The organism is Stutzerimonas stutzeri, assembly GCF_024448935.1.
Classification (GTDB): domain Bacteria; phylum Pseudomonadota; class Gammaproteobacteria; order Pseudomonadales; family Pseudomonadaceae; genus Stutzerimonas; species Stutzerimonas stutzeri_AO.
Genome location: NZ_JAMOIE010000059.1, coordinates 1 through 24577, shown reverse-complemented (window position 1 = coordinate 24577; position 24577 = coordinate 1). Strand labels below are relative to the sequence as shown.

Annotated in this window: 20 protein-coding genes; 8 read left to right on the top strand and 12 right to left on the bottom strand. The window is 58.8% G+C overall.

From position 1 onward, the window contains the following. Positions 1-60 precede the first annotated feature (60 nt). The 6 genes from NA637_RS16455 to NA637_RS16430 all read right to left on the bottom strand — a co-directional run bounded on the left by NA637_RS16455 (position 61) and on the right by NA637_RS16430 (position 7661). Positions 61-2538: an arsenate reductase (azurin) large subunit gene (locus tag NA637_RS16455; protein ID WP_003291052.1), complete on the bottom strand. Its 2478-nt coding sequence runs from the start codon at positions 2536-2538 to the stop codon at positions 61-63. A 15-nt stretch (positions 2539-2553) separates the two neighbouring features. Continuing rightward, entirely contained in the window at positions 2554-3075 is a 522-nt protein-coding gene (locus NA637_RS16450) for an arsenate reductase (azurin) small subunit (RefSeq protein WP_003291053.1), read from the bottom strand. Between the two features lie 366 nt (positions 3076-3441). Continuing rightward, entirely contained in the window at positions 3442-5199 is a 1758-nt protein-coding gene (gene arsA / locus NA637_RS16445; protein WP_003291055.1) for an arsenical pump-driving ATPase, read from the bottom strand. A gap of 12 nt (positions 5200-5211) precedes the next feature. Then, entirely contained in the window at positions 5212-5574 is a 363-nt protein-coding gene (gene arsD, locus NA637_RS16440; RefSeq protein ID WP_003291057.1) for an arsenite efflux transporter metallochaperone ArsD, read from the bottom strand. 126 nt (positions 5575-5700) lie between these two features. Further along, positions 5701-7077, bottom strand: coding sequence for an FAD-dependent oxidoreductase (locus NA637_RS16435; protein WP_003291059.1), 1377 nt, complete (start codon positions 7075-7077; stop codon positions 5701-5703). A 92-nt stretch (positions 7078-7169) separates the two neighbouring features. Then, entirely contained in the window at positions 7170-7661 is a 492-nt protein-coding gene (locus NA637_RS16430; RefSeq protein WP_003291060.1) for a MarR family winged helix-turn-helix transcriptional regulator, read from the bottom strand. Positions 7662-7794: 133 nt separating this feature from the next. Between NA637_RS16430 and NA637_RS16425 the strand changes: the two genes are divergently transcribed. The 6 genes from NA637_RS16425 (at position 7795) to NA637_RS16400 (ending at position 13897) form a co-directional block, all read left to right on the top strand. Beyond that, entirely contained in the window at positions 7795-9021 is a 1227-nt protein-coding gene (locus tag NA637_RS16425) for an MFS transporter (protein WP_003291062.1), read from the top strand. A 226-nt stretch (positions 9022-9247) separates the two neighbouring features. Further along, complete coding sequence (locus tag NA637_RS16420; RefSeq protein ID WP_003291064.1) at positions 9248-9685, top strand: TIGR03757 family integrating conjugative element protein; 438 nt, start codon at positions 9248-9250, stop codon at positions 9683-9685. Beyond that, a complete protein-coding gene (locus NA637_RS16415; protein ID WP_003291066.1) occupies positions 9682-10617 on the top strand; it encodes a TIGR03756 family integrating conjugative element protein in 936 nt (311 codons plus the stop codon). Before NA637_RS16420 ends, NA637_RS16415 begins: the two co-directional genes overlap by 4 nt. An 8-nt stretch (positions 10618-10625) precedes the next feature. Next, on the top strand, positions 10626-12029 hold the full coding sequence (locus NA637_RS16410) for an integrating conjugative element protein (protein ID WP_376786439.1): 1404 nt from the start codon (positions 10626-10628) through the stop codon (positions 12027-12029). Next, on the top strand, positions 12026-12367 hold the full coding sequence (locus NA637_RS16405) for a hypothetical protein (RefSeq protein ID WP_013983178.1): 342 nt from the start codon (positions 12026-12028) through the stop codon (positions 12365-12367). The genes NA637_RS16410 and NA637_RS16405 overlap by 4 nt, the downstream gene beginning before the upstream one ends. Before the next feature lie 12 nt (positions 12368-12379). Further along, positions 12380-13897: a conjugal transfer protein TraG N-terminal domain-containing protein gene (locus tag NA637_RS16400; RefSeq protein ID WP_256073393.1), complete on the top strand. Its 1518-nt coding sequence runs from the start codon at positions 12380-12382 to the stop codon at positions 13895-13897. Between the two features lie 28 nt (positions 13898-13925). On the opposite strand, the gene NA637_RS16395 is transcribed toward NA637_RS16400, so the two are convergent. The 3 genes from NA637_RS16395 to NA637_RS16385 all read right to left on the bottom strand — a co-directional run bounded on the left by NA637_RS16395 (position 13926) and on the right by NA637_RS16385 (position 15105). Beyond that, positions 13926-14306 (bottom strand): DUF3742 family protein, encoded by a 381-nt coding sequence (locus tag NA637_RS16395; protein ID WP_036998017.1) that lies wholly within the window; start codon positions 14304-14306, stop codon positions 13926-13928. Positions 14307-14419: 113 nt separating this feature from the next. After that, positions 14420-14833 (bottom strand): putative toxin-antitoxin system toxin component, PIN family, encoded by a 414-nt coding sequence (locus tag NA637_RS16390; protein ID WP_003291071.1) that lies wholly within the window; start codon positions 14831-14833, stop codon positions 14420-14422. Continuing rightward, complete coding sequence (locus NA637_RS16385) at positions 14833-15105, bottom strand: type II toxin-antitoxin system Phd/YefM family antitoxin (protein ID WP_003291072.1); 273 nt, start codon at positions 15103-15105, stop codon at positions 14833-14835. The genes NA637_RS16390 and NA637_RS16385 overlap by 1 nt, the downstream gene beginning before the upstream one ends. A gap of 450 nt (positions 15106-15555) precedes the next feature. Between NA637_RS16385 and mobH the strand changes: the two genes are divergently transcribed. Beyond that, positions 15556-17379 (top strand): MobH family relaxase, encoded by a 1824-nt coding sequence (gene mobH, locus NA637_RS16380; RefSeq protein WP_200587481.1) that lies wholly within the window; start codon positions 15556-15558, stop codon positions 17377-17379. A gap of 189 nt (positions 17380-17568) precedes the next feature. Here the strand turns inward: mobH and NA637_RS16375 are convergent, their stop codons facing one another. Genes NA637_RS16375 through NA637_RS16365 form a run of 3 tightly spaced genes read right to left on the bottom strand, consistent with a single transcriptional unit; the run spans position 17569 to position 23602 of the window. Further along, on the bottom strand, positions 17569-20679 hold the full coding sequence (locus NA637_RS16375) for an efflux RND transporter permease subunit (protein WP_003280474.1): 3111 nt from the start codon (positions 20677-20679) through the stop codon (positions 17569-17571). Between the two features lie 2 nt (positions 20680-20681). After that, positions 20682-22319 carry an efflux RND transporter periplasmic adaptor subunit gene (locus tag NA637_RS16370; RefSeq protein WP_256073390.1) on the bottom strand — a complete coding sequence of 546 codons (1638 nt, stop codon included), beginning with the start codon at positions 22317-22319 and terminating at the stop codon, positions 20682-20684. After that, positions 22316-23602 carry a TolC family protein gene (locus NA637_RS16365; RefSeq protein ID WP_013983186.1) on the bottom strand — a complete coding sequence of 429 codons (1287 nt, stop codon included), beginning with the start codon at positions 23600-23602 and terminating at the stop codon, positions 22316-22318. The genes NA637_RS16370 and NA637_RS16365 overlap by 4 nt, the downstream gene beginning before the upstream one ends. Before the next feature lie 499 nt (positions 23603-24101). On the opposite strand from NA637_RS16365, the gene NA637_RS16360 reads away from it, so the two are divergent. After that, positions 24102-24431 (top strand): DUF2790 domain-containing protein, encoded by a 330-nt coding sequence (locus tag NA637_RS16360; RefSeq protein ID WP_003280469.1) that lies wholly within the window; start codon positions 24102-24104, stop codon positions 24429-24431. Positions 24432-24577 lie beyond the last annotated feature (146 nt).

Sequence of the window (24577 nt, the reverse complement as noted above, 5' to 3'; positions counted from 1 at the left end):
GCAACCACCCCGTAGCGCTCGGGAGGAATGCTGCGAACCATTCCTCCCGATGTTGAAGCGTTACGAGTAACGCCGACGCTTGAACGACACTGAATGTTTGTAGGCTTCGTTTTCACCTACTTTACGAATGTCGGCCCACGCACCCTTGTAATAAGGAATTACGTTGCGATCGGTCCATTCGCTGACTGTGTCGCCCTGTACGCCGTTTGGGTATCCGAACATCATGAAGACTTGCCCCCGCTTGATGTCGGGTTCCGGGTAGGCCATGGCATAGGTCGCGCCGTAGTCGTTATAAATCTCAACTATATCCCCAGCCGCGATCCCCAGTTGCGCAGCGTCCTCTGGGTTGATCTCCAGGGGTGCCATAGGAAAACGACCTTTACGGAAGCTTAGATGCTGATCGTGATAGGCCGATTGCCAGATGTGATTCGTACGCCCGTTATTGATCCAGAAAGCATGGTTTTTCTGCTGCGCTTCGATGACGGCGGGGAAGCCATTCCAGGGTGACGGCTGAAAATGGGCCTTCCCGTCATCCGTGTCGAACGTGTTGTCGCTGTAAAGTATTTCGGTCCCGATCAGCTTACCGTCGCGGTATTCCTTGATGGGCAGCTGAACGCCATTCGTCCCTGCGGCTCGCAGCCGTTCATAGGTGGCAAGATGCCCAGTAGGCCCCCCTTGGCTATCAATCTCCTTCTCATGAGCCATGCGGAAACCGTCATTGAACGAATCCTCCTCACTTTGCCAGTCAAAGCCTGAGAATCTCTGCGCCATCTCAGTGTTGCCTTCGCCTTCATACAGGCGCTTCAGCGCATTGGCCATATCGGCAGCGATCATACAGTCCGCTTTGGCAATCCCAGGAGGATCCATGAAGCGCTCTGACAATCGCAGCCGTCTTTCACCATTCATGGATGTGAGGTTCATTTCTCCCGGGTGTGCGGCCGGGAGGAGCATGTGGGAGCTGTCCGCGAACTTAGTGCGATAGAGATCAATATCAACGAGATACAAGCCGCCTTGGTTCTTGACCGCATCATAGATGATGTTGATTAGCTGCTCTGTAGAAGCGCCCCTTGCCTTGGCCAGTGCCTGGTTGACGATATTTGCCCGTCGCTTTACTGCTTCGCGATATGTCTCGGCGTTTACAGTCGTTTGGAAAGCATTGCAAGCCCAGACGGTGAGCATCATTCCATTGTTTTTGATGATTTCCTGATCGATGTAAGGAGCGGGCCGACCGCCTGGATAAGGGGGGCGTACATAACCCTCCTGATGGCCACCCATACGAACCACGCCAGTTCCTCGACGGCCAACGTTATGCGTGGCCAATACAAGGTTCACGATGGATGACTGGATTCGGTAGTTATCGTTGCCCCAGATGACCCCTTTTTCATAAGCATGCATGGTGCGGGGCGCGTGCCCCGATTCCTTGGGTTGATAAGCCCACTCTGCTGCTTTTCTCAAATCGTCTTCGGTGATACCAGTAATAACGCTACATTCGCTCAGGCTAAGCTTGTTAGAGGCAAGAGTGTCGTCGAAACCGGTCGTGTGGTTCTGGATGAATTCATCATCCTGCCAACCTTTTTCCACCACATACGTCAAAAGCCCGTTAAATAAAGCCGTGTCCGTTCCAGGGTTGATAGCTAAGTGTAAAACATGGTCCTTGCCAGCAACTGTTTCAGAAATATCTACAGAAATAGTGCGGCGGGGATCTACAAAAATTATCTTGGCTTTAGCAAAGCTTTCACCTGGATATCGCTCCTTCTTTTTCCCTGTCGTTGCGCCCTGCAAATTGGGCACCCAATGAGCGAGAAAATAATTAGTTTGGGACTCGTACGGATTGTTACCAATGGAGATCAATACATCAGCAAGCTCTGCATCTTCATAGCTGTTGTTTAGCTCGCCGACCCCCATGTCGCGCGTCGCATGGCACTCGGAATTGTAGGCTGGCCTGTTGTGTATCCTGACCATCGGAGTACCAATGCCGGAAAAAATCAACTTCCCAGTCGCCCAGGTATTTTCGAAGCCTCCTCCCGCCCCACCATGGTCGAAAAGATTGAACAGAATTTGTTCGGGCCCGTCTTCGTCTAGAATTCTTTTAGTTAACCCCGCGTAGATATCCATCGACTGCTGCCAAGTCGTCTCTATCCAGTCATCACCGGTATAGAGCATCGGAACCTTGAGGCGACGCTCTCCTATCGGGGTATTTTCGGAATACATAATGCTGGCCATTTGGCCGCCGCGCGTAGAGGATAGCCCCTTATTTACCTCGCACTCCTTATCAGGAATAATCATTATATTGTGTTCGCTGCCATCGTTATCCTTAATACGATTCACCATGGCAGGCGTCATGGTGATCTGCATTGGGGGAACTTGGCGGGTGAAATCCACGTTAAGAGCATTTTGCTCGGGCGCCCTGCCACCCTCTTTGTTTGCGGGCCACTTGTATACGTGATACCCACAGCCAACTATGCAGAAATGGCAAGCCATATTAGTTTTCTGGGCATCTATCGGTGGCAGCGGGACTCGATCTTTGAATTGGCTCATCAGGCTATCCTCACACTAAATTATATTGGCTTGCCTTCCATAGATCAGTCCTTGGACTGAGATGGCATAAACAGATTTCTCGTCATCGTTATAAGAAAGCACGATCTGAGGCAGATTCTCGGTTGCCTGACCGGTTACCATTTGCCCGCCTTGGTCTGGATCAAATATGGAGTAATGGCAAGGGCACTTAAACGTCTCTGCTGTTTGATCGTAAAGCACAGGGCAACCCATGTGGGTGCATAACGTGCTGTACGCAACAATGTCTTTATCCGGCCCGACGCCGCCCGGAACGGTTTTACCTTTTTTTATCAGGACACAGGGTGAGGCGCTATCCGGATAGGAAAAGGAAACAGGGTTATTGACCTGAAGCTCGTTTAGTTTTGCGATTGGTTGTTGGGGATAGGGAAGTGTTGTAGAGCCAGGCGGAAAACTTGGAGCGGATTGTTGCGCAAAGGCAGTATTTGATAGAGCAAGCGTGCCGACAGCCGCTCCACTACCTGTGTATTTTAGAAATATACGACGTGTTAACTTACCCATTTGCGTCCTCTCTTATTATGGTTGCTGCTGGACTTAATTATTGTTTTTGAGCACGTAGGATTTTTACGTTCGAACGATAGCAGATGCTAATGGTGAGGCTGCTATTGCGCCGCACAGACTAGTTATAGTCGAGTTTCAGGAAGTAGCAACAGGCCCATCGCTACTTCTAGCGCAGCCTGTTAAGTTTCATTTTTATTACAGTTTGCCCCATAGCTTCATACCTGCTGGCACTAGGCGCAGCTATCAGGACCGCGAGCTTAAGCAGAGAGCGCTTCTGCAAGGGAGGTGGAACCGAAGGTTCAGTCTTGTGTCGGGGAGGACGGTTTGACGAGGCGCTGTTCGGTTCGAGCAACGCCTCGCAATTTTCTACGCGCTTCTGAAGAGTGCCTGCAGACGATTCAGGCCTACGGGCTCATCCTTAAGCAGAGGCATAACCGCATAACGTGTTGCGTGCTCCTTGGCTACCGCGTCGATCTCACGGCGCTCGTTCTCGGCACGCTTGCGCAGGAATGCGGACACTGGCCTGGCTGCCGCAACGCTGTTGTTTACGATCCAGGCCCAAGGTTCTATGTCAGCGCGTCGCAGGTCAGCCTGCAGATTCGCCGCTTCCAGAACAGGGGTGGTTTCCGCGAGTGTCACCAGCAATACCTTTGTCTGCTTGGGATCTTGCAGCTGCATCATGGGCGTTACGTAACTTACCTTGCTGTCTCCCATCTGCCGGACGATTTCACGGTGATAAGCGCCCGTGGCGTCCAGTAGAAGAAGCGTATGTCCGGTGGGGGCGGTATCCATGACCACAAACTTCTTGCCGGCCTCTCGAATCACTCTGGAGAAAGCCTGGAATACAGCGATTTCCTCAGTACAAGGCGATCGGAGGTCCTCCTCCAATAGAGCCAGGCCCTCGGGGTCCAGGTGTGCTCCTTTCGTTTTGAGCACGTGCTGCCGGTAGCGCTCGGTTTCGGCCTGCGGATCAATTCTGCTGACCGTCAGGTTATCCAAGGCCCCTTCAAGTGTTTCGGCAAGATGTGCAGCCGGATCGGAGGTCGTTAGATGCACGGGTAATCCCCGACGAGCCAAGTCGACGGCAACAGCTGCGGCCATGGTGGTTTTGCCTACGCCGCCCTTGCCCATGAGCATCACCAAGCCATGTCCGTCAGCCGCAATGTTATCCACCAAGATGGAGAGTTCAGGAAACTTCAGATCGGGCTCGCCGCCAGTTATACCCCCGCTATCGCTATTCATATCAGCGAACAGGCGCCCAAGCGTGTCAAGACCTACCAGATTGAAAGGCTTGAGCGAGAGCTGGTCGAGCGGGAGCGCGTGTAGTACTTCGGGGAAGTTCGCCAGTACCTGTTGCTCGCGTCGGTAGATGGCTGAGGCGAGTTCATCACCGTCGGCAGCACTGGCCGGCAGTACTCCATTCACGACCAGATACTGCTGCTTCAAGCCTATTTCAGAAAGCTCTTCGTGCGTGCGTGCAACCTCACGCAATGCGGCATTCTGCGCCCGTGCGACGAGTACGAGACGCGTGCGTAATGGGTCGGATAGTGCCTCCACCGCGACTTTGTATTGCGCTTGATGCTTTTCCAGGCCCGCGAGAGGACCCAGGCAAGTGGCGTCGCCTTTGCTGTTTTCCAGAAACCCGCTCCAAGCGCCAGGAAGCTGCAGCAGCCGGATGGTATGCCCCGTAGGCGCGGTGTCGAAAATGATGTGATCGAACTCGGCGATTAGGCTGTCGTCTGTCAGCAGCGCGGTGAACTCATCGAACGCAGCAATTTCGGTGGTGCAGGCCCCTGACAGTTGCTCCTCGATGCCTTTGACGATGTCCTCCGGGAGGACGCCCCTGACCGGCCCCACGATTCGATCCCGGTAAGCCTGAGCGGCCTGTTGCGGATCAATCTCGAAAGCGGCTAGACGGGGTACACCGCGGATCTCGGTCACCTTGTTACCAATATCCAGGCCGAAAACCTGCCCGACGTTCGATGCTGGGTCAGTGCTGACCAACAGGACGCGCTTGCCGTCGCCGGCCAGTTGAACAGCCGCGGCACAAGCAATGGAGGTCTTGCCTACACCACCCTTGCCGGTGAAGAACAGGAAGCGCGGTGGAGTTTTAAGAAATTTCATGAGGGGGTCCTTTCAGCAACAACCACGTCCCGAACAGCATTCGCTGCCCGATGCGTCGGATAACGGCGATTCGTTAAGCCCGGTCCACTTGGCGAGCTCGGTGCGCGTCGGATAGCGGCCCGTCAAGACGACTTCGCCGCTGACGAGGGACACGGGCAAACTTTCCTGTCCCGAACGTTCCAGCAAGTTGCGAACGGCAGGTTGTTCGGCAAACGCCTGAGGCTGGTGTGCCAGATTGAAACGCTGGACTTGGCCACCATTCCGTATGGCCCATTCCACATCACCTGCGAAGGTGACAAGCGCCTGATCCACCTCTACTCCACATACGCCGGTGCTACAGCACAGCGCGGGGTCATAAATTTGTACGGCCTGCATGTTGGTTCTCCGATGACAACCGATAAAAAGTCAAAGAGCACCAAGGCTTGTCGATCTTATGTGCCTGCTTCGCTCCGCCGGCCTGATTAATGGCAGGTCAACGGAGCAAGCCTCGGCAACGAGTTCTTATGCGCGACTCGTAGGGTTACAGCAACGTGATTCAGAAGCCTGAGGTGCAGCAAGGGGCGCCTGAGTGTCACAGCATGGGGGTTGCGCAGCAGGCGTAGGGGCACCGCAGCTCGGCACCCCTTTCGGCTGTTCAGGCCGGAGGCTACAGACTCCGGTTTCTGGCAGCTCAAGCTCAACACGACGCGCAGCTTCCCAGTCGCCGGCAAGACCCGCTACCACCGAGCGCACTTGCTCGTAGCCCGTAAGCATCAGGAACGTGGGCGCGCGTCCGTAGCTTTTCATGCCGACAATAAAAACGCCCTCGTCGGGGTGGGACAGTTCGTCAATGCCATGGGGCCGAACGGTACCGCAGCTGTGCTCATTGGGATCGATAAGGGGGGCCAGTTGAACGGGGCTCTGGGTCGCCGGGTCGATCGCCAAGCGCAGCTCTCCTAGCAATTGAAGATTGGGGCGGAAGCCTGTGGCAACGATGATCTCATCCACTGCCGGCAGCGTTTCACCGTTGCTGTGGACGATGAGCCCTGCTTCAGTGGAGTCGACATGGCTGATCGAAACGCCTTTGAATAAGGTGATCTTCCCCTGGTCAAGTAGCGCTTTGATCCGCATGCCCAGATTGCCTCGCTCCGCGAGCTTATCGTTGGCCCCACCTCCCAGGATTCGCTCCAGCGAGTGCCCTCGAATGGCCCAGTACACCTTGGTAGCAGGTGCGTCGGCAGCGAGCTGAACCAGATCCTGCAGGGCGTTAAAGGCTGAGTGGCCTCCACCCACAACCAATACCCTGCGATTGCGGTATCGATCATGTTCATTACCGTAAGCATCGGGTATGCCGTAGACGATATGCGCTTTTGCCTCCAACTCACCCAGTGCCGGAATGCCTGACGCTCCCATCCAGTTAGGTGTCTCGTAGGTGCCAGAGGCATCGATCACCGCCCGAGCAAGCACGTCCTTTTCACCTTCGGGACCCGCCACGCGCACCAGAAACGCAGCCTCTGCACGCCCCTTGTTTTTCAGCGTGTCAGCGCCATCCTTGGAGACCGCAAGCACGCGTGTCTTCAGATGCAGGCAATCACTGACTACTGGTACAGCGGCAAGTGGAAGGACGTATTGCTTCAGAAGCTCGCGGCCAGTTGGGTAGCTCCCGGCTCCCGGAGCTACCCAACCAGTTGCGGCCAGGAGCTTCGCAGCCTCCCTGTCCACGTTGTATTCCCAAGGCGAGAACATCCTGACGTGCCCCCAGCGGCTGATACTCGCTCCCGCCTGGTCGCCCGCCTCGAAGATCAGTGGTTTCACGCCTCGAGCCAGAAGGTGCGCTGCAGCGGCCAGACCCACCGGGCCGGCGCCGATTACAATGACGGGCAGTTCAGACAGTTTCATATCAATTCTCCGGCGTTAGGCTGGTTGGTCTTGCTTACAACTCGGTTGGTAGTAACAACAATCAGGGCAAAAAAAGGAATACTTCTACACGCCTATTTCGATCGGGGCGGGCAGCAATCAGTGGCCAGCCCGCAGCGAATTTCAGCTGCTCGGGTAAGCTGACGCAGCAACACGAGCGCCCCCTGTCGTACCTCGGGCGTCATGCCACTGATCATCGCTTGCTCTTCAGCGATGAGGTCCGCTCGAATCTGTTCATACAGCTTGGTGCCCGCTTCGGTGGCCTGGACGCGTACGGCGCGACGGTCCTCCGAATCCTCGACGCGCGAGACGTAACCCTTGCGTTCCAAGGTATCAACCACACGGCTGGCGGTACTCTTGTCCAAAAACATCTCCTCGGCCAAGCCCTGCAGGCGGAGTGGCCCCTGCTTGACCAGCGTCTCGATGGCATAGCACTGCGTAACCGACACGTCGTAGCAGCAAATACGATCGCGATCACGGAACTGGTAGACCCGCACCAGCTGGTTTAGCGCCTCATAGAGGGCTTCCGCATCTTGGCTCAGGTCGTCATTACGCATCTTTGGCATGTCGGTTCCGATTAGTTGTTACCTGCAACATTATTGCTCAGCGAATTGTTCGTCAAGCCATGGTTGCTCAATTGACCTGGATAGGGGGCATCGACTAGCTTGTTGCTACTAACAACTATAGCAGTGAGCGACCGTGACCCAGATCGAACCCCATCTGCCGCTCACCACTGGACGCCTGCGCTTAGTGATCGCCTTGGGCATCACGCAGATTCTGGCGTGGGGCTCGACGTTCTATCTGCCTGCGGTATTGGCGGGGCCCATTGCACGCGACACCGGATGGGCACTCTCGTCAGTTGTAGGAGGCCTCTCCTGGGGGATGCTGGTTGCTGGCGTTTGCTCGCCTCTGGCCGGCAGATTGATTGATCGCCATGGAGGACGTCCCGTACTCGCCTTCAGCTCATTGATGTTGGGCGTTGGGCTGCTGATCATGTCCTTTGCACATGCCCTATGGCTTTACTACTTGGCTTGGACGCTGCTGGGAGTGGGGATGGCGGCAGGCTTGTACGATGCCGCGTTTGCAACACTCGGAACGCTGTTCAGAGAGCATGCGCGCGAAGCAATTACCGGACTGACCTTGATCGGAGGATTCGCCAGCACTCTGGGATGGCCCGCAATAGCCGCGCTTGAATCTTGGCTAGGTTGGCGTGAGGCCTGCCTGGTGCTTGTAGCCTCCCATCTGTTGATTGGACTGTCGATCCACTGGCTGGCTGTCCCCAGAACGCACGTGCGCGATGCTGGAGGGGGCTCTGCAGGCGAAGAACGGCCCCCGCCATTACCTGATCGCTCCAGCCGTCGACTCTTCATGCTGGTCGCGGGGCTGCTGGCAGTTATGGCATTCGTCATGGCAAGTTTTTCCGTACACCTGTTGTCCGCACTCGAACAGCTGGGGCTCCCGACCGTCACAGTACTCGCGATTGGTATGGTGATCGGCCCCGCGCAGGTCGTGGCAAGGTTGCTGGAGTTTTCCATCGCCCGGCATCTCCACCCCACTTGGTCAGCGCGCATCGGCATTCTTCTGAGCCTTGCCGGCGTACTCCTGTTCACACCTGGCATACCTTGGCTAGCATTCGTCGCCGCCGCCCTCTACGGTGCCGGCAATGGAATCATGACCATTGCAAGAGGGACGCTACCATTAACGCTATTCGGGGCGGAGGGGTTTGGCACCAGGATGGGAGCATTAGCGCGGCCTATGCTCCTGGCGCAGGCTGCCGGCCCGTTTGTGGCTGCGCTTGTGCTGAGCGGCCAAGGCGCAACTACGATGATTTTGCTGATGGCGCTGCTGGTTGCTGCCGCTTTGGGCGCGAGTCTTAGGTTGCCATCGAACCCTAAGGCGGAACAAAGCTACTCCCTGGACTCCTGATGACAGCCCCTTGGTCCCCAACTGGCTGAGTGGTCTGTCCCACCGGCTGCAACAGCCATGCGCCACCTAAGCCATCGGCTAGAAGTGCGCAGCGCGGGCCGGCGTACCCGTAACACACAGCGCCATTTCCCTGTAAAAACGGAGATCACTGGTTCCCGTTTGTTTGTCGTTACCCACACCGTTTTGAAGTGGACTACCGCCATTGCCAACTCTGCGGTGGTTCAACATGCTGGCTCGACCGACTCTCCTTTCTCATTCATCGTGGCGGTCGCTCGTCGCCGGATTATGCGCTGCGCTGCTAAGCACGCAGGCGCAGGCCAAGGACATTCTCGTCGTTACCGATAGCCAGCACCCGGTACTAGCTACCAGCGGCGTTCGGGTTATCGAGCTGGATCAGCCGGCCCGAATCAAGGGCGAGCTGGGTGCCCATCTGCCTGCCGACCCCACTCGCAGTACAGCAGTCGTGCAACAGCGGCTGAAGGACGGCGGTAACGCTCTCCTGGCACGCCTTGGTGCGGCTTACCAAGACGTGGTGGATGCCTGGAGCCTGGGCATTACCACGATCCCCGCTGTAGTGGTTGATCAACGCTATGTGGTTTATGGCGAGCCGGACGTCGCCAAGGCGGTTGCGCTCATCGAAGCACATCAGAGAACGCAGCCATGATGTGTTCTCGCCGCCTGCGCGCCGGCATCGCCGCCATTCTGCTGACGATGGGAGTCCCGTCTTTCGCGCTCGACACCTCGACCATCGCTTCCTCGACGCTCTCACCGGACTGTCTGGAATATCGCGTTGCCGGGATCTGTTTCTGGCTGCTCTGCACGTATTTCAGCTGCTCCGTGGAGACCTCGGTGAAGGTCAGGCATTACGTGCCCGACGCGGTTGTGTCCAGCTACTCGAACACTGGCGAGAATCCATGGGTGGATGTGCAATCGATAAGCCAACCCAACGCCATGGCACAAGCCGGCGGCGACGGTACGACCAACGAGAACCACGAAAACAACCTGGCGAAGTTCAAGAACGCTGACGTGATCGGCCACCCCGGCGGCTATGTGCTGAGCCAGTTCGCCTCCGGCTTCGGCTATATCTGCAAAGGTGCCGGCACCGCCTTCATGCCTTACCTTTTGAGTACTCTCGACACCATCGCGTGGCGCTACAACATCCCCGAAATGGTGTACCCGGAAGCGCTGACTCCGGGCGAACGCGAGATCGGCACCCGCACTGACCGCAATCTCTGGGGCAACGTCTATCCACGCGGCGGCTTCCTGCACCAAAGCGATGACTATATGGCCGGTGCGGTAGTAGCCCAACGTGCCGGGGATGTCGTCACACGCCGCGGCCAGATCCACGTCTACCAACCTCTGCTCGCCGATGCCGAAGACGGCTACTGGCCAGCCGGTGAACTGGTTGAGAGCGACGCCACGACAGGCAAATGGCAGGAACTGACACCGACCCTCTCTCCCACATGCGCGGTCTTCCCTCACTCCGAAAACCGCGTGCAGGCGCAGCAGGGTGATTACGCCTGGGCGCTGTGGCGACCCTATAGCTGCTGCGAACGCGAAGGTCAGGTCTTTCTTGGCAGCGTCGATTTCAATTGAGGCAGGCCATGATGACCCGTTGCACGTCCTTTCCTGCTGTAATGCCGGGCCCTCTCCTTCTAACCGCCTTTTTGATGATGGCGAGCACAAACACATTCGCTCAGACCAGCGTCAACCAGCATGGTGTGCAACACCAGGGCTCCGTGATCGGTGACGATGTGCTGTATTCGATCGGCGGCGGCCAGGCCGTGTCGATGACACCCGCGCCCAATATGCGCTCCATTGGCGTCGGCGTCGGCTGGAACAGCAATCTGATCTGCGGCGACATGTCTATCTCGACCACGATCCAGAACCAGCTGAACGGCGTGACCAACGGGTTCCAGACCATCATGTCGTCAGTTATTCAGAACGCTACGGCCGCCGTAGCGTCGTTGCCAGCACTGATCATCCAGAGGGCAGACCCAGGGCTCTATAACCTGCTCACCAACGGCGTGTTGCAGGCTCGGCTGGACTTCGACCGCTCCAAACTGACCTGTCGCGCAATGGCGGAGAAAATGGGCGACATGGCTGGCGGCCAGATCGGATGGAGCCAGCTCGCCGATGGGATGGTACTTAAGCAAGCCGTATCCAGCACCGACGCTGTATCTGCCATTGAGCAGACCGAAGCGAGCCGCGGCAATGAAGGGGTGACCTGGGTCGGTGGCGAGAATGCGGGAGGCACAGGGCAGCGCCCGATTCGCGTCGTCAGTGATGTCACCCGCGCCGGTTACAACCTGGTTAACGGGCGCGATGTCGACGACACCAGCTCGATCGATCCGAGCAGTTGCGGTGGCAACCTGACCTGCCAGACCTGGAACTCGCCCGCCGCAGCCTCAGCCTGGGCCGTACGGGTGTTGGGCGAGCAAGAGCAGCGCACATGCGAAGCATGCACCAAGACCATGGCGACGCCCGGCGTCGGCCTGACCCCGCTGATCCAGGAGGAATACGAGGAGAGGCTCGAAGTACTACAGGGGCTGATCGCCGGCAGCCAGCCCCTGAGCTTCGACAATTTACAAACGGCCGGCAGCGCCTCGCTGCCGATTACGCGCGGCGTGGTCGAAGCACTGCGCGATGAACCCGACCAAGACATCCTGGCGCGACGCCTCGCTTCGGAAATCGCCTTGTCCAGCGTGCTCGAAAAAGCACTGCTGCTGCAACGTACCCTGCTGACTGGACGCAAAGAACCGAACGTTGCAGCCAACGAACTGGCGCAAAAAGCAGTTTCACACGAAAGCGACCTACTCGACCGCGAAATCCATAACCTGAAAACCGAGCTGGAGCTGCGCCGCGAGCTGGCGAGCAATTCGCCCACTGCCATCATCCAGCGTCACAGCGCACGCTCTGCGGGCTCGCGAGGCATCTATCAAGGTGATCCGGCCCGCGACCGGCTCGATCAGTTGCAGCGCCCACCAAGCAGCGGGAGCACTCCATGAGCATGGCGTGGCGGCGCCACTGGCTACGTCGCGCAGGTTTGACGCTGCTGTGGGTCCTTCTGCTACTGGTCGCGACAATCACTGCCAATGTCGTCGGCATCCACTTAGCCGGCGGCATCGAGGGTTGGCAGCAATGGCTGGATGATCATAGCGGCCATTTCCTGGCCTGGCGGCTACTGCTCTATGCCGGCACTACTTGGGGCTGGTGCTGGATGCGGCGCCGTGTACTGGCACGCGAGGCGGAAGCCGGCACTCACCGGCGCCTGCGGACGGCCGAAATCGCTGCCGTCATCGCAGTAGCGGCACTGGAGATCAGCCAGTTCGTACAAGGCGGATAACCGGAGGCTGCAATGACCCTCTACACCACCGATTACCTTGAGTATTACTTGACGCTTGTCTCCTGGATCGTCCACAACGGCATTTGGGCAGTTCTCGTCGCCAGCGGCGTATTCGCCATACCCTTTTTGGCCATCATCATTCAGGAATGGCTCAAGGCCCGCGCGGAAGGTGCCGACGAAGGAAACAAAGGCGCGTTGTCGGCCGTGCGTATCGAGAACCGCATCTATGTGTCCATCGTGGTTATCCTGTTCGCGGGCATGCCGTTTATCGACGTGGATTTCAACACGCTCCAGTTCGATCGCACCCGCTCAGCTCAATGCCAGGTGAGTGTCCCAGCCCCTGCTGAGACAGGCTGGTCACAGTCCTTCAGTACCCTCAACAACCAATCAGCCAAAGTGCCGGTGTGGTGGGCCTTCATGCACACCGTCTCGCGGGCGCTCACCGGCGCTGCGGTGGCGGCGATCCCCTGCGGCACCGATCTGCGGCAGATACGCATGGAGGTCGACGCCACTCGCATTGATGATCCAGTACTTGCCCAAGAAGTGAGCGATTTCACCCATGACTGCTATGGGCCAGCACGCGCCAAACTCTTCATGAATCGCCCGGCGCTGAACGAGGAACAGATGCATGACGTGACCTGGATCGGCTCGCGCTTCTTCCTCAACACTGCGGGTTATTACGACATCTATCGGGCAATGACACCACGCGAGGGCTGGGCCTATGACAGCAGCCGAGATGAAGGGCTGACGGAGGTGCCCAGCGGTGCGGGTTATCCAACCTGCAATCAATGGTGGTCCGACAGCACGAACGGACTGCGTGCACGCTTGCTCGGCCAGGTCGACCCCAGCTTGCTAACGCGAATCGGCGGCTGGGCCGGTTTCCTGTCACAGGATCAGGTCGACGATTCGGTGATTCGAGCCATCGCGTCGCCGCGGCAGCAGAAGCTCAACCAGGGTGCGGTCTACAGCGACTACGGCGGCCAGATCGAAATGACCATTCCCAATGTCGCCACCCGTGCCGTCAGCGACGCCGGGTTGACCATCGGCTCCATCGGATTTTTCCCCGCAATGGATGCGATGCGGCAGGCGCTGCCGATGGTTCTGGCACTGCTAAAGATGGCGCTGGTGATCTGCATCCCGCTGGTACTGGTTATAGGCACCTACGACCTCAAAACCGTAGTCACCATCAGCATCGTGCAGTTCGCATTGTTTTTTGTCGATTTCTGGTTCCAGCTCGCACGCTGGATCGACTCGACGATCCTCGACGCGCTCTATGGCTGGGGCTGGGGGTGGAACCGGCCGCATGCGAACTTCGATCCGCTGATCGGCTTGAACAACACCTTCGGCGATATGGTCGTCAACTTCGTGATGGCCACGATGTTTATCACGCTGCCCGCGTTTTGGGTTGCTGCCTTATCTTGGGTCGGTGTACGCACCGGCGGACTGCTCCAAGGGCTCTCGGATGGCACACGACCGGCAAGTCAAGCAGGAGGAAAAGCGCCGGGAATGCTCTCAGGCAAACTCAGGTAGGCAGTGAACCCGACACCTAACGATGGCGTTAGTCATCAAGCTGCGGGTCTGCATAACGCGAATCGGGAGCGTCGTTGTAAAGAGCCGGATGGTAGCCAGGATTGATCTTGTGTTCAGCTTGCTCACCGACCGCCCACTCTTCTGACGCTCCATCATCGGAGTCGCGGGCCATCCATGCCGCAACCACTGCCACAAGAAGCACAAGTACCATCCAGAATACGGCGTATAGCAGCACACCAACCACTATCAGCTTGGCAATCCAGAGCAAAGCAGTAGCTCCACCAGCAGGTAAACCGTGCTCTACGAGCCAACCACTCATCTTCCGCTCTAGATGCAGGCATCCACACCACATCCGGCCGAATACTTGGCCAAAGCGCTCTGCGAATGAAGTCTGCGCAAAAGTTTTCATGTTGGTTACCTCATGGTCGTCCCGTTATGTCTTCTCAACATCGGGTCTGCCGTGCCTTTGATCGAAGCTCACGTGGTTATTCAAGCGTAACGGGCATTTCTGCACGTCATCCATCAGACACCGTGGCGCGACCAAAACTCTGCAGGCGTTACGATGGGATACCGATTTGCCAGCGCTAGCAAGTCCTTATCGCCGGTAATCAGATAATCGGCGTGCGCCGCCACCAGTGTGAGCAATACGGGTTGGTCAGCCGGATCGCGCAGGTCGGCCGCATGTTCGCCCTCAGGCTCGACAATATCGACCAGGAACATAAGGCTGTCGACCAGATCGCGGATCTCCTCGGGGGTCATGCCGATCCTGGGCAAGCGCGGCAACACTCGGGCCAGCTCGTCCAGAATGTAGTGCGATAGCGCGACATCCAGACCGCCTTGACGCCAGGCCGCCACAATGCGCCCCGGCACGCTGCCCGGATACGCCAGGCCCGACACCAGCACATTGGTATCGAGCACGACGCGCAGCCCTGCCATCAGCCCCGCTTCCGCTCAGCCGCAACCGCAGCCTCGATCTCGGCCAGACCGTCTTCGACCGGTACGCTGGCGTAGGCCTCGCCGATCCTGCTGCTCAAGGCATCGAAGCGCTCCTGCATGCGTCGAATGCGGGCGAACAGCTCGGCGTCTACAAGGGCCGCAACCGGTTTGCCGTCCTTCTTGATGACGATGCTGTCGTTGCGGTATTGCACCTGGTTGAGCATCTCGCCCAGGTTCTGCCGGAAGCTCACGGCGCTGACTTCGGTAATCATCATCCACCTCGGACCATATCGGTCAATATGATTGATATGATCATTATGGTATAGGTTCGGCATGGTGTCCATCCGGCTGGCCTGTGTGGGTCACCACGGTAGAGGGGGAACAGCCTGCCTTCTCTAAACAATCCGGTTTGGATCATCACCGCATTGTCTGGTGCCAGCAAAGGAGCAACTGCCCGCACCAAAAGTCTGGAAAAGGGCAAGAGACTAGAAGTCACGAGGAAAGGCCCTGCCTGAACTGAGCAAAGCGCACGGCCAAACGTGCTCCTTCTAGGGGCGCCCTCAAAGAGCAATCACCCACACCGCATAGACGCTCGCGGATGGCCGTTCGCGCCTGCTATATCAAAGGATTCCAGCAAGGGCGCAAGGGAATGGGACTCAAGGGAAACGGGCTTACCCGGAAAGGGAAAAGGCCCTCGCCTGCCTCAACTCCAGGTGCCATCGATGCTCTCGCTATTCCAACGAAAACGCCCACCAGTAACGGCCTCGCTTTCCTCCACCGGAGACATGGAAAAAGGGCTGATGCGACCGGAGTCGGTCGCCGCCCTGCTGTCCACAGCGCGCCGGCAGAAACTGCTGGAGCACATCTGGCAACGCACCTCGCTCTCGCGCAAGCATTTCGCTTCACTCTACTTGGCTCCGCTGCAACGCTATGCCGAGCTGGTCCAGCAGTTTCCTGCGTCGGAAGCGCATCACCATGCGTATCAAGGGGGGATGCTGGACCACGGCCTGGAAATCGTCGCGTATGCGCTCAAACTGCGGCAGTCGTACCTGCTACCCAGTGGCACCACACCCGAGGACCAGGTCGTGCAGGCAGAAGCCTGGACCGCCGCCATAGCCTACGCCGCGCTGCTGCATGACATCGGCAAGATCGCTGTCGATCTGCACGTCGAACATGCCGACGGCAGCATTTGGCACCCCTGGCACGGCCCGCTGGCACGCCCCTACCGATTCCGCTACCGGCAGGATCGCGAATACCGCTTACACAACGCGGCCACGGGCTTGCTGTATCGCCAGGTGCTCGATGGCGAGATTCTCGACTGGCTCAGCACCTTCCCGCCACTCTGGTCCGCACTGCTGTACGTTCTGGCCGGCCAGTACGAACACGCCGGCGTCCTCGGTGAGCTGGTCATTCAGGCCGACCGTGCTTCGGTTGCCCAGGCCCTGGGCGGCGATCCTGCACGGGCTATGGCGGCCCCGAAGCAAGCGCTGCAGCGCAAGCTGCTCAATGGCCTGCGCTACCTGCTGAAGGAGGAGCTGAAACTCAACCAACCCCAGGCGTCGGACGGCTGGCTGACGCAGGATTCTCTGTGGTTGGTCAGCAAGACTGTTTCGGACAAGTTGCGCGCGCACTTGCTGGCACAGGGCATCGAAGGTATCCCTGCGAACAACACTGCCGTGTTCAACGTGCTGCAGGATCACGGCATGCTCCAGCCCACCACTGACGGCAAGGCAATCTGGCGAGCAACGGTCACGAGCGACGCAGGCTGGTCGCACACGTTCACACTGCTGCGATTGGCGCCGGCTCTGATCTGGGAGGGAGATGGTCGGCCGGAGCCGTTCACTGGCACTGTCGTGATTGAGGTAGAGCGCAACGATGCGACCACAGAATCATTCATCGATAGCGGTGAAACCTCACCCGTGGCGACCGCCGCACGTGCGGCCTCTGCTGCACCCGCTGCCGATAGCGTCGACGCCCTGCTGGCATTGCTCGGCACCTCAGATACCGAACCGCACCCACAGAGGCCGGAGGTTGAACCACCCCCAGCAACGGGCATCAATGACCCGGCCGCACCTTCCCAGGCGAACGATTCAATGCTGCCCCCTGCCGCTGTACTTCCGCCCATCGAAAACGGTGGAAACTCACCGGAGTCACCTTCCGGCGAACATTTCCTGGCTTGGCTGCGGCAGCGTGTACAGAGCCGCAAACTCATCATCAATGACGCCAGGGCCCTGGTGCACACCGTGGCCGACACGGCATTTCTGGTTAGCCCCGGTGTGTTTCAGCGCTACGCACAAGAGCACCCGAACACGGCCACGCTCGCCAAGCAGGATCAGGTTGCAGATTGGCAGTGGGTGCAAAAGCGCTTCGAAAAGCTGCAACTGCACCGCAAGCAGGTCAATGGTCTGAACATCTGGACCTGCGAGGTGACAGGACCACGCAAGTCACGACGACTGCATGGTTACCTGCTGGCAGATCCGAGGCATCTGTTCGAGGAAGTGCCGCTCAACAACCCGTTCTTACAACTTGGCGTTGATCGCAGCTGACCCGACTTGAGCAAGAGAATGTCGCTAGTGTGGACTACGAAAGTGCCGAAGCCTCGCTCGTTGCAACATACAACCATCTCTGGACTCAGCAGCTACTCGGGCTTTTGTTGTCTGCTTATTTGCTCCCGGAGGCCTGGGTGGCGCCTCCAAACCTCCGGGTAAGCTGCGAATGAACACGCTACCGAGCGATCACCGCAGACTGCGCTGCTTGACCAGCATGTAGATCGCCGGAATGACCACAAGCGTCAGTACGGTGGAAGAAATCATCCCACCCACCATCGGCGCGGCAATGCGTCGCATCACCTCCGAGCCGGTACCGGTGCCCCACATGATCGGCAGCAGGCCGGCCATGATGGCCACTACCGTCATCATCTTCGGCCGTACTCGCTCGACTGCACCAGTTATGACTGCCTGGTAGAGATCAGCCACCGTTAACTGCTCGCCGGCTGCTTCCCGTTCGGCTCGGCGCTCGGCGAGCGCATGGTCAAGGTAGATGAGCATGATCACACCGGTCTCGGCAGCCACGCCAGCCAGGGCGATGAAGCCCACCACCACGGCCACCGAGAAGTTGTAGCCCAGCGCCCACATGAGCCAGATACCACCCACCAGCGAGAACGGCACCGAGAGCATGACGATCAGCGTCTCGGTAAGCCGGCGGAAATTCAGGTACAGCAGCAGGAAGATCAACACCAGGGTCAGCGGCACGACGATTTTTAGCCTCTCCGCCGCCCGCTCCATGTATTCGAACTGGCCGCTCCAGGTCACGTAGTAACCGGGTGGAAAGGTCACCTGATCATTGACCGCCTGCTGTGCCTCTCGCACATAGCTGCCGATGTCGCGGCCGCGAATATCGACATAGATATATGCTGAGAGCAGCGCGTTTTCGGTACGAATGCTGGGCGCGCCCTTGGAAACGCTGATATCGGTGAGCTGCCCGAGCGGAATTTGTGCGCCGCCCGGCGTTGGCACCAGCACCTCGGTGGCAATACGCTGCGGGTCGGAGCGCAGCTCCCGTGGGTAGCGAACGCTGACGCCGAATCGCTCGCGCCCTTCCACGGTCGTGGTCACAAGCTCGCCGCCCAACGCAGTGGCTATGACCATCTGCACCTCACCCACCGTCAGGCCGTAGCGGGCCAGGGCATCGTAGTCGGGGGCAATATCAAGATAGAAGCCACCCGTGATGCGCTCGGCAAACGCGCTGGTTGTCCCGGGCACCGCCTGCACAACCGTCTCGATCTGGGTGGCCAGCCGCTCGATCCCGGCGAGGTCCATGCCAAACACCTTGATGCCAATGGGCGTTCGTATGCCGGTAGATAGCATGTCCAGGCGCCCCTGAATGGGCATGGTCCAGCTGTTGGCCACACCCGGAAACCGGAGCGCTTCATCCATCTCGGCGATGAGCTTATCCATCGTCATTCCCGGCCGCCAGTGCTCTTCCGGCTTGAGGTTGACCACCGTCTCGAACATTTCGATCGGGGCCGGGTCGGTGGCCGTGGCCGCGCGGCCCGCCTTGCCGAATACCGAGGCTACCTCGGGAAAGCTCTTGATGATCCGGTCCTGCACCTGCATGAGTTCCGCAGCCTTGGTGATGGACATGCCCGGGAGCGAGGCCGGCATGTACAGCAGCGTGCCTTCGTTGAGGCGCGGCATGAATTCGCTGCCAAGCTGGCGCGCCGGCAGGATGCTCACGCCCAAAACCACGAGCGCCACCACGATGGTTGTCACCTTCCATCGCAGCACGATATGGATGATCGGGCGATAAATCCAGATCAGGAAACGGTTCACCGGGTTCTTGTGCTCGGGGATGATCCGCCCGCGCACGAACAACAGCATCAGCACCGGCACCAGCGTCACCGAGAGTAACGCCGCACCCGCCATGGCGAAGGTCTTGGTGAAGGCGAGCGGCGAGAACATCCGTCCTTCCTGGGACTCCAGCGTGAACACCGGTAGGAAGGAAACGGTAATGATCAGCAGCGAGAAGAACAGCGCCGGCCCCACCTCGCGGCAGGCTTCAATGATGACCTCTGCCCTCGGCTTGTCCGGCGACGCTCGCTCCAGGTGCTTGTGCGCGTTCTCAATCATCACGATGGCCGCGTCCACCATTGCGCCGATAGCGATGGCGATGCCGCCCAGGCTCATGATGTTGGAATTGAGCCCCAGCCAGCGCATGACGATGAAGGCGATCAGGATGCCCACCGGCAGCATGAGGATGGCCACCAGCGCACTGCGTACATGCAGAAGAAACACAATGCACACCAGCGCGACGATGATCGACTCTTCCAGCAGCGTGACCTTGAGATTGTCCACGGCGCGCTGGATAAGATCCGAACGGTCGTATACCGGCTCGATCTCGACACCTTCCGGCAGGCCGGGACGAATCTCCTCTATCTTGGCCTTCAGGTTGTCGATCACGTTCATGGCATTTTCGCCGTAGCGGGCGACGGCGATGCCGCCGACCACCTCGCCCTCCCCGTTGAGCTCGACCACGCCGCGACGCTCATCAGGGCCGAGCTCGACGCGCGCCACATCGCGCAGCAGAACCGGCACCCCGCCCGCGGCCTTGAGCACCAGTTTCTCGATGTCCGCTGCACCACGCAAATAGCCGCGACCGCGCACCATGTACTCGGTCTCGCTCATTTCCACGATGCGACCGCCCACGTCGGCATTGCTGGTCCGAATGACGTCGGAAATGCGGCTCAACGGGATGTCGTAGGCCTGCAGCTTCTGCGGATCGACGGTGACTTGGTACTGCTGGACGAATCCGCCGATGCTGGCGATTTCGGACACACCCTCGGCCTTGGTGAGTTGATAGCGCACAAACCAGTCCTGCAGCGTGCGCAGCTCCGCAAGGGTATGCCGCGCACTGGTCAGCGCGTATTGGTAGACCCAGCCAACGCCGGTGGCGTCCGGCCCCAGCGCCGGTGTCACTCCAGCTGGAAGGCTCTTGGAGGCGAAGTTCAAGTACTCAAGCACCCGCGAGCGTGCCCAGTAGATATCGGTGCCGTCCTCAAAAATCACATAAACGAAGGAGGCGCCAAAGAACGAGAAGCCCCGTACCACCTTGGAATTGGGTACCGAAAGCAGTGCCGTGGTGAGCGGGTAGGTAACCTGGTCCTCTACCACCTGCGGCGCTTGCCCCGGAAACTCGGTGTAGACGATCACCTGCACGTCGGACAGGTCCGGCAGCGCGTCCAACGGGGTTTTCACCACGGCGTAGACGCCGGCGCCGATAATGATCAGCGTGGCGAGCAACACCAGGAAGACGTTGCGAACCGACCATTCAATGATTCTGGAGAGCATATTCAATGCCCCCCATGGGAGTTGTCGTGGTCATCCGGCATGACATGACCGGAATGTGCTCCTGGCTTAGTGTGGCTTTCGTGGTCATGCACATCATCCGGCGAAGCATGAGTCTCGCTGCTCCCGTGACTGCCCCCATGATTGTCGTCGCTGCTTTCAGTGTGGCCAGCATGGCCGCTGTGTGCGTCGTCATCGGTCGGGGTGGCGGCATGGCCAGGACTTTCGTGGCTCCCATGATCATGGGCATCGGCTGCCGCCGACTTCGGGCTCATGCCGCTCAGCGCTGCCTTGAGGTTGCTCTCGGCATCGATCAGGAAGTTGGCCCGCGTGACCACGGACTCTCCCTCGCCCAGCCCTTCAAGCACTTCAAGAAAGCCGTCTGCCAGTCTGCCGGTGAGCAGTTCGCGCGGCTCAAAGCGACCCTCACCCAGGGCGACCAGTGCGACCTGCCGAGTGCCGCTGTCGATCACCGCCGAGTCGGGAACCGCGAGCACGGGTGTGCGCTCCCCAGCAGCCAGCTGGGCAGTGCCAAACATGGCCGGCTTGAGCAGGCCGTCGGGATTGGACAGCTCGATACGAACCTTTACAGTGCGGGTCTGCGGCGAGAGATCGGGGTAGATGAAGGTCACCTCGCCAGTGAAATGGCGGCCTGGATAGGCGCTGACCGTGAGCTGTACCGCTTGCCCCGGTTTTACCAACGCCAGGTCCTGCTCGAATACCTCAGCGATAAGCCAGACGGTATCGAGGTCCGCAATTCGGTAGAGAGCGTCCCCGGCCTGGAAGCGCATGCCTTCCAACGCCGGTTTGTCCAGTACGACCCCATCCACCGGAGCGGTGATCGTCAAGGTACGGCTGGTTTTGCCGGTACGGCGCAAGCGCTCAAGCTGTGCTTCGCCAATATCCCAGTTGCGTAGCCGCTGCATGGCAGATTCTGAGAGTGAGGCGACCCCCTGCCTGGCATTCGCACTGCCAGCCGCTAGGCGCTGTCGTCCAGCATTGGCGATCAAGAACTCCTGCTGCGCCGAGACCAACTCGGGGCTATACACGTCTATCAGCGGCTGACCCTTGCGGACCGGCTCACCGGTGGTGTTTACGTGGAGCTTCTCAATCCATCCGTCGAACTTCGGCGCCAGGGTGTACTGGCCGCGCTCGTCCACCTGCACCGTACCGACGGCACGCACCGTGCGCGTGAGCACTCGGCGCTCGACCGGCGAGGTCAACACGCCCAGTAGCTGGATCTTCTCGGGGCTGATGGTGACGGTGCTTCCGGATTCCTCACCCTCGTAGACGGCGATGTAGTCCATGCCCATAGAGTCCTTCTTCGGCACTGGCGAGGTGTCCGGCAGCCCCATGGGATTGCGGTAGTAGAGAACCTTGCGCTCGCCCTGCGCGACAGTGGGCGCCTCGTCGGCATACACCGGGATGTAGTCCATCCCCATCGGGTCCTTCTTCGGCACCGGCGAGGTGTCGGCCAGGCCCATGGGATTACGGTAGTAGAGGACCTTGCGCTCCTGTGGCGCGCTGCTATCGACGGTCTCTGAGGAAATTGGCTTTTGCGCCATCAGGTAACCGCCGGCAAACCCGGCGATTGCGGTGGCGAGGGCGAACGTGCCGGCGCCCAGAATCATGCTGCGTTTCATAGTTCTGCTCCGACAAGACGCTCCAGTTCCACTACCCGTACGCGCTGCTCCAGTTCGTACGAAAGGAGCGACAGCCGCAGTTGGCGGATCTGTCGCTGGGCATCGAGCAAGGTGGCGAAATCGACGTTGCCGGTCTGATAGCTGGCAAGCGCTGACTGATAGGTGAGTTCTGCCTGCGGCAAGAGTGTTCTTGCGGTCAGCGCGTGCTGTCGAAAGGCGGTTTCCAACGCCGACCAGGCTTCACCGACGCTACCGGCGAGGCGGCTGTTGACCGCTTCACGCCGGGCTTCTGCGGCGTAGCGCATGGAGACGGCCTCGCGCTGTTCGGCGCTGCGGCGCTTGCCCCACAGGGGAATGTTCATCTCCAGCATCAATTCGAATTCTTCGGCGCGGTTACCCATCTGCACGACGGCGGTGCCGACGGTGACATCCGGAATCCAGTTCCGGCTCGCGAGCTCCTCGGCGCGTCGGGCTTCCTGAATCCGTGCATTGAGCTCGGCCACTTGAGGGTTGCCGCCAAGGATTCGCGCCTGCAGCTCCGCCAGGGTAGGCACCGCTGCAGGCAGCGCGGACCAGCCGGCAGGCGTCGCCAGCGGCGCGTTCGCCGGGCGCGCCAGAATACCGTTGAGCCGCGCCGCAGTACTGCGCCGGTCACGCTCCAGCGTTAGCAACTCGCTCTGCAGGCTGCTGTGCTCGGTCTGCGCCTTGATCACGTCTTGCTGCGGTGCAAGCCCGACCCGGTAGCGCGCCTGGGCGATGCTCTCAAGCTCATCCACCAGGCTGCGCAACTCCTCGGTCACCTGGGTGGCGGCATGGGCGTACTGGTATTCGTTGAAGGCCAGTTTGACCAGACTCCTGAGCTCGACCCGGCTCAGGCGCTCGCGCGCCACCGCCTGCTCTGCGCCCGCCTCGGCGATCTCGCGGGCAAGCCCTCGCTTGCCGCCCAGCGGAAAGGTCTGACGGAACGCGTAGCGTGTGCTGCCGACGCCGCTCGGCGAGAGGCTCGGGTCGTCACGGGCGATACCCATTTCTTCGAACGTGAGCATCGGATCAGGAAGCGAGCCGGCCACGTCGGGCCGCTCCCAGGCGGCCTGTCTCTCATACCCTGCAGCCCGCAGCTCAGGGCTCTGGCGTTCGAGCAGGTCGAGCAGCGGAGGCAAGGTGGCGCCAAATTCGGCTGACTCTGGTGCGGCTTGAACACTGCCGCTCAGAACAAGGCCCAGGGTGACAGCAGCCAGCAGCACTCGTTGGCTGCCAGGCAACGGTTGAACGATCCAGTTCATAGCTTCCCCTTTCTGCTATGCCGGCCCCTTTGATCGCAGCGCCGAAAGCCAAAACCTTTCCCAGCTTCGGCTAGGTCCACCAGGCTCTCTCTCATCGCGCAGAGCGAAAGGTGCACCAATGAGCCACTTCCTTTTCTCAAAATATTCATCAGATCTAGCTCCGTAGCACGCGGAGTCGGCACAAGGAAAAGCATGGGCTCGTTAGTGATCCGAGCCTCGAATTAAGAAGCGTTTTTTATTGCCTGGCTTTATTGCAGATCAGGCCTGTCATGCAGATGACCTGGACATTACATCGATGTCAGCTTTTTCAAAGCAATACTGATATGCCGAAAATCCAACACGGAGATCTGGCGCAACGAGACTTGCGTTCTTAAATATTAACTTTTTAAAAAACATTAGCCGGACAAACCAATCAATTACAACAATGTAATCCTGAAGTCATCCACCTGAAATCCCGCCAAGCTTATAGTGCCAGCGACATTTTAATCAGGAGTTGAACATGAACACTGGCAGAATCATGGCCGCATTATCATTGATGACGGTAACTTCGCTGACCATGGCTGGAGGTAGTTCGGATAGCACTTATGGAGAAATGATTCGCGCAAACGAAAAGGCGATGCAGGAATACGCCATCTCCACCGGAAAGAATCCACCAAAAGTAGTGCACTATCGTTATGGAATGGAGCTAGACATTGCCAAAGTCATCCAAACCACACGAACTGACATAACTTGCAATGAGGTGATACCAGCACAGATGACTTACGAGGACTCCAAGGGCAACTTAAATATTCTTGAATATCATGTAGCTGGAACTAACTGCCCGGGATAACACAAGGAGCGTTCAACTGTCGAGCGGCATGAAGGCCGCTCGCATATGATTACGCTATATACCAGAGAGATAACCCACCTATCGCTGAGCTTTCAGCCGACTTTATGTATCGCGTCCAACAATGCGGGTCAGGGGCATTGAAAGCT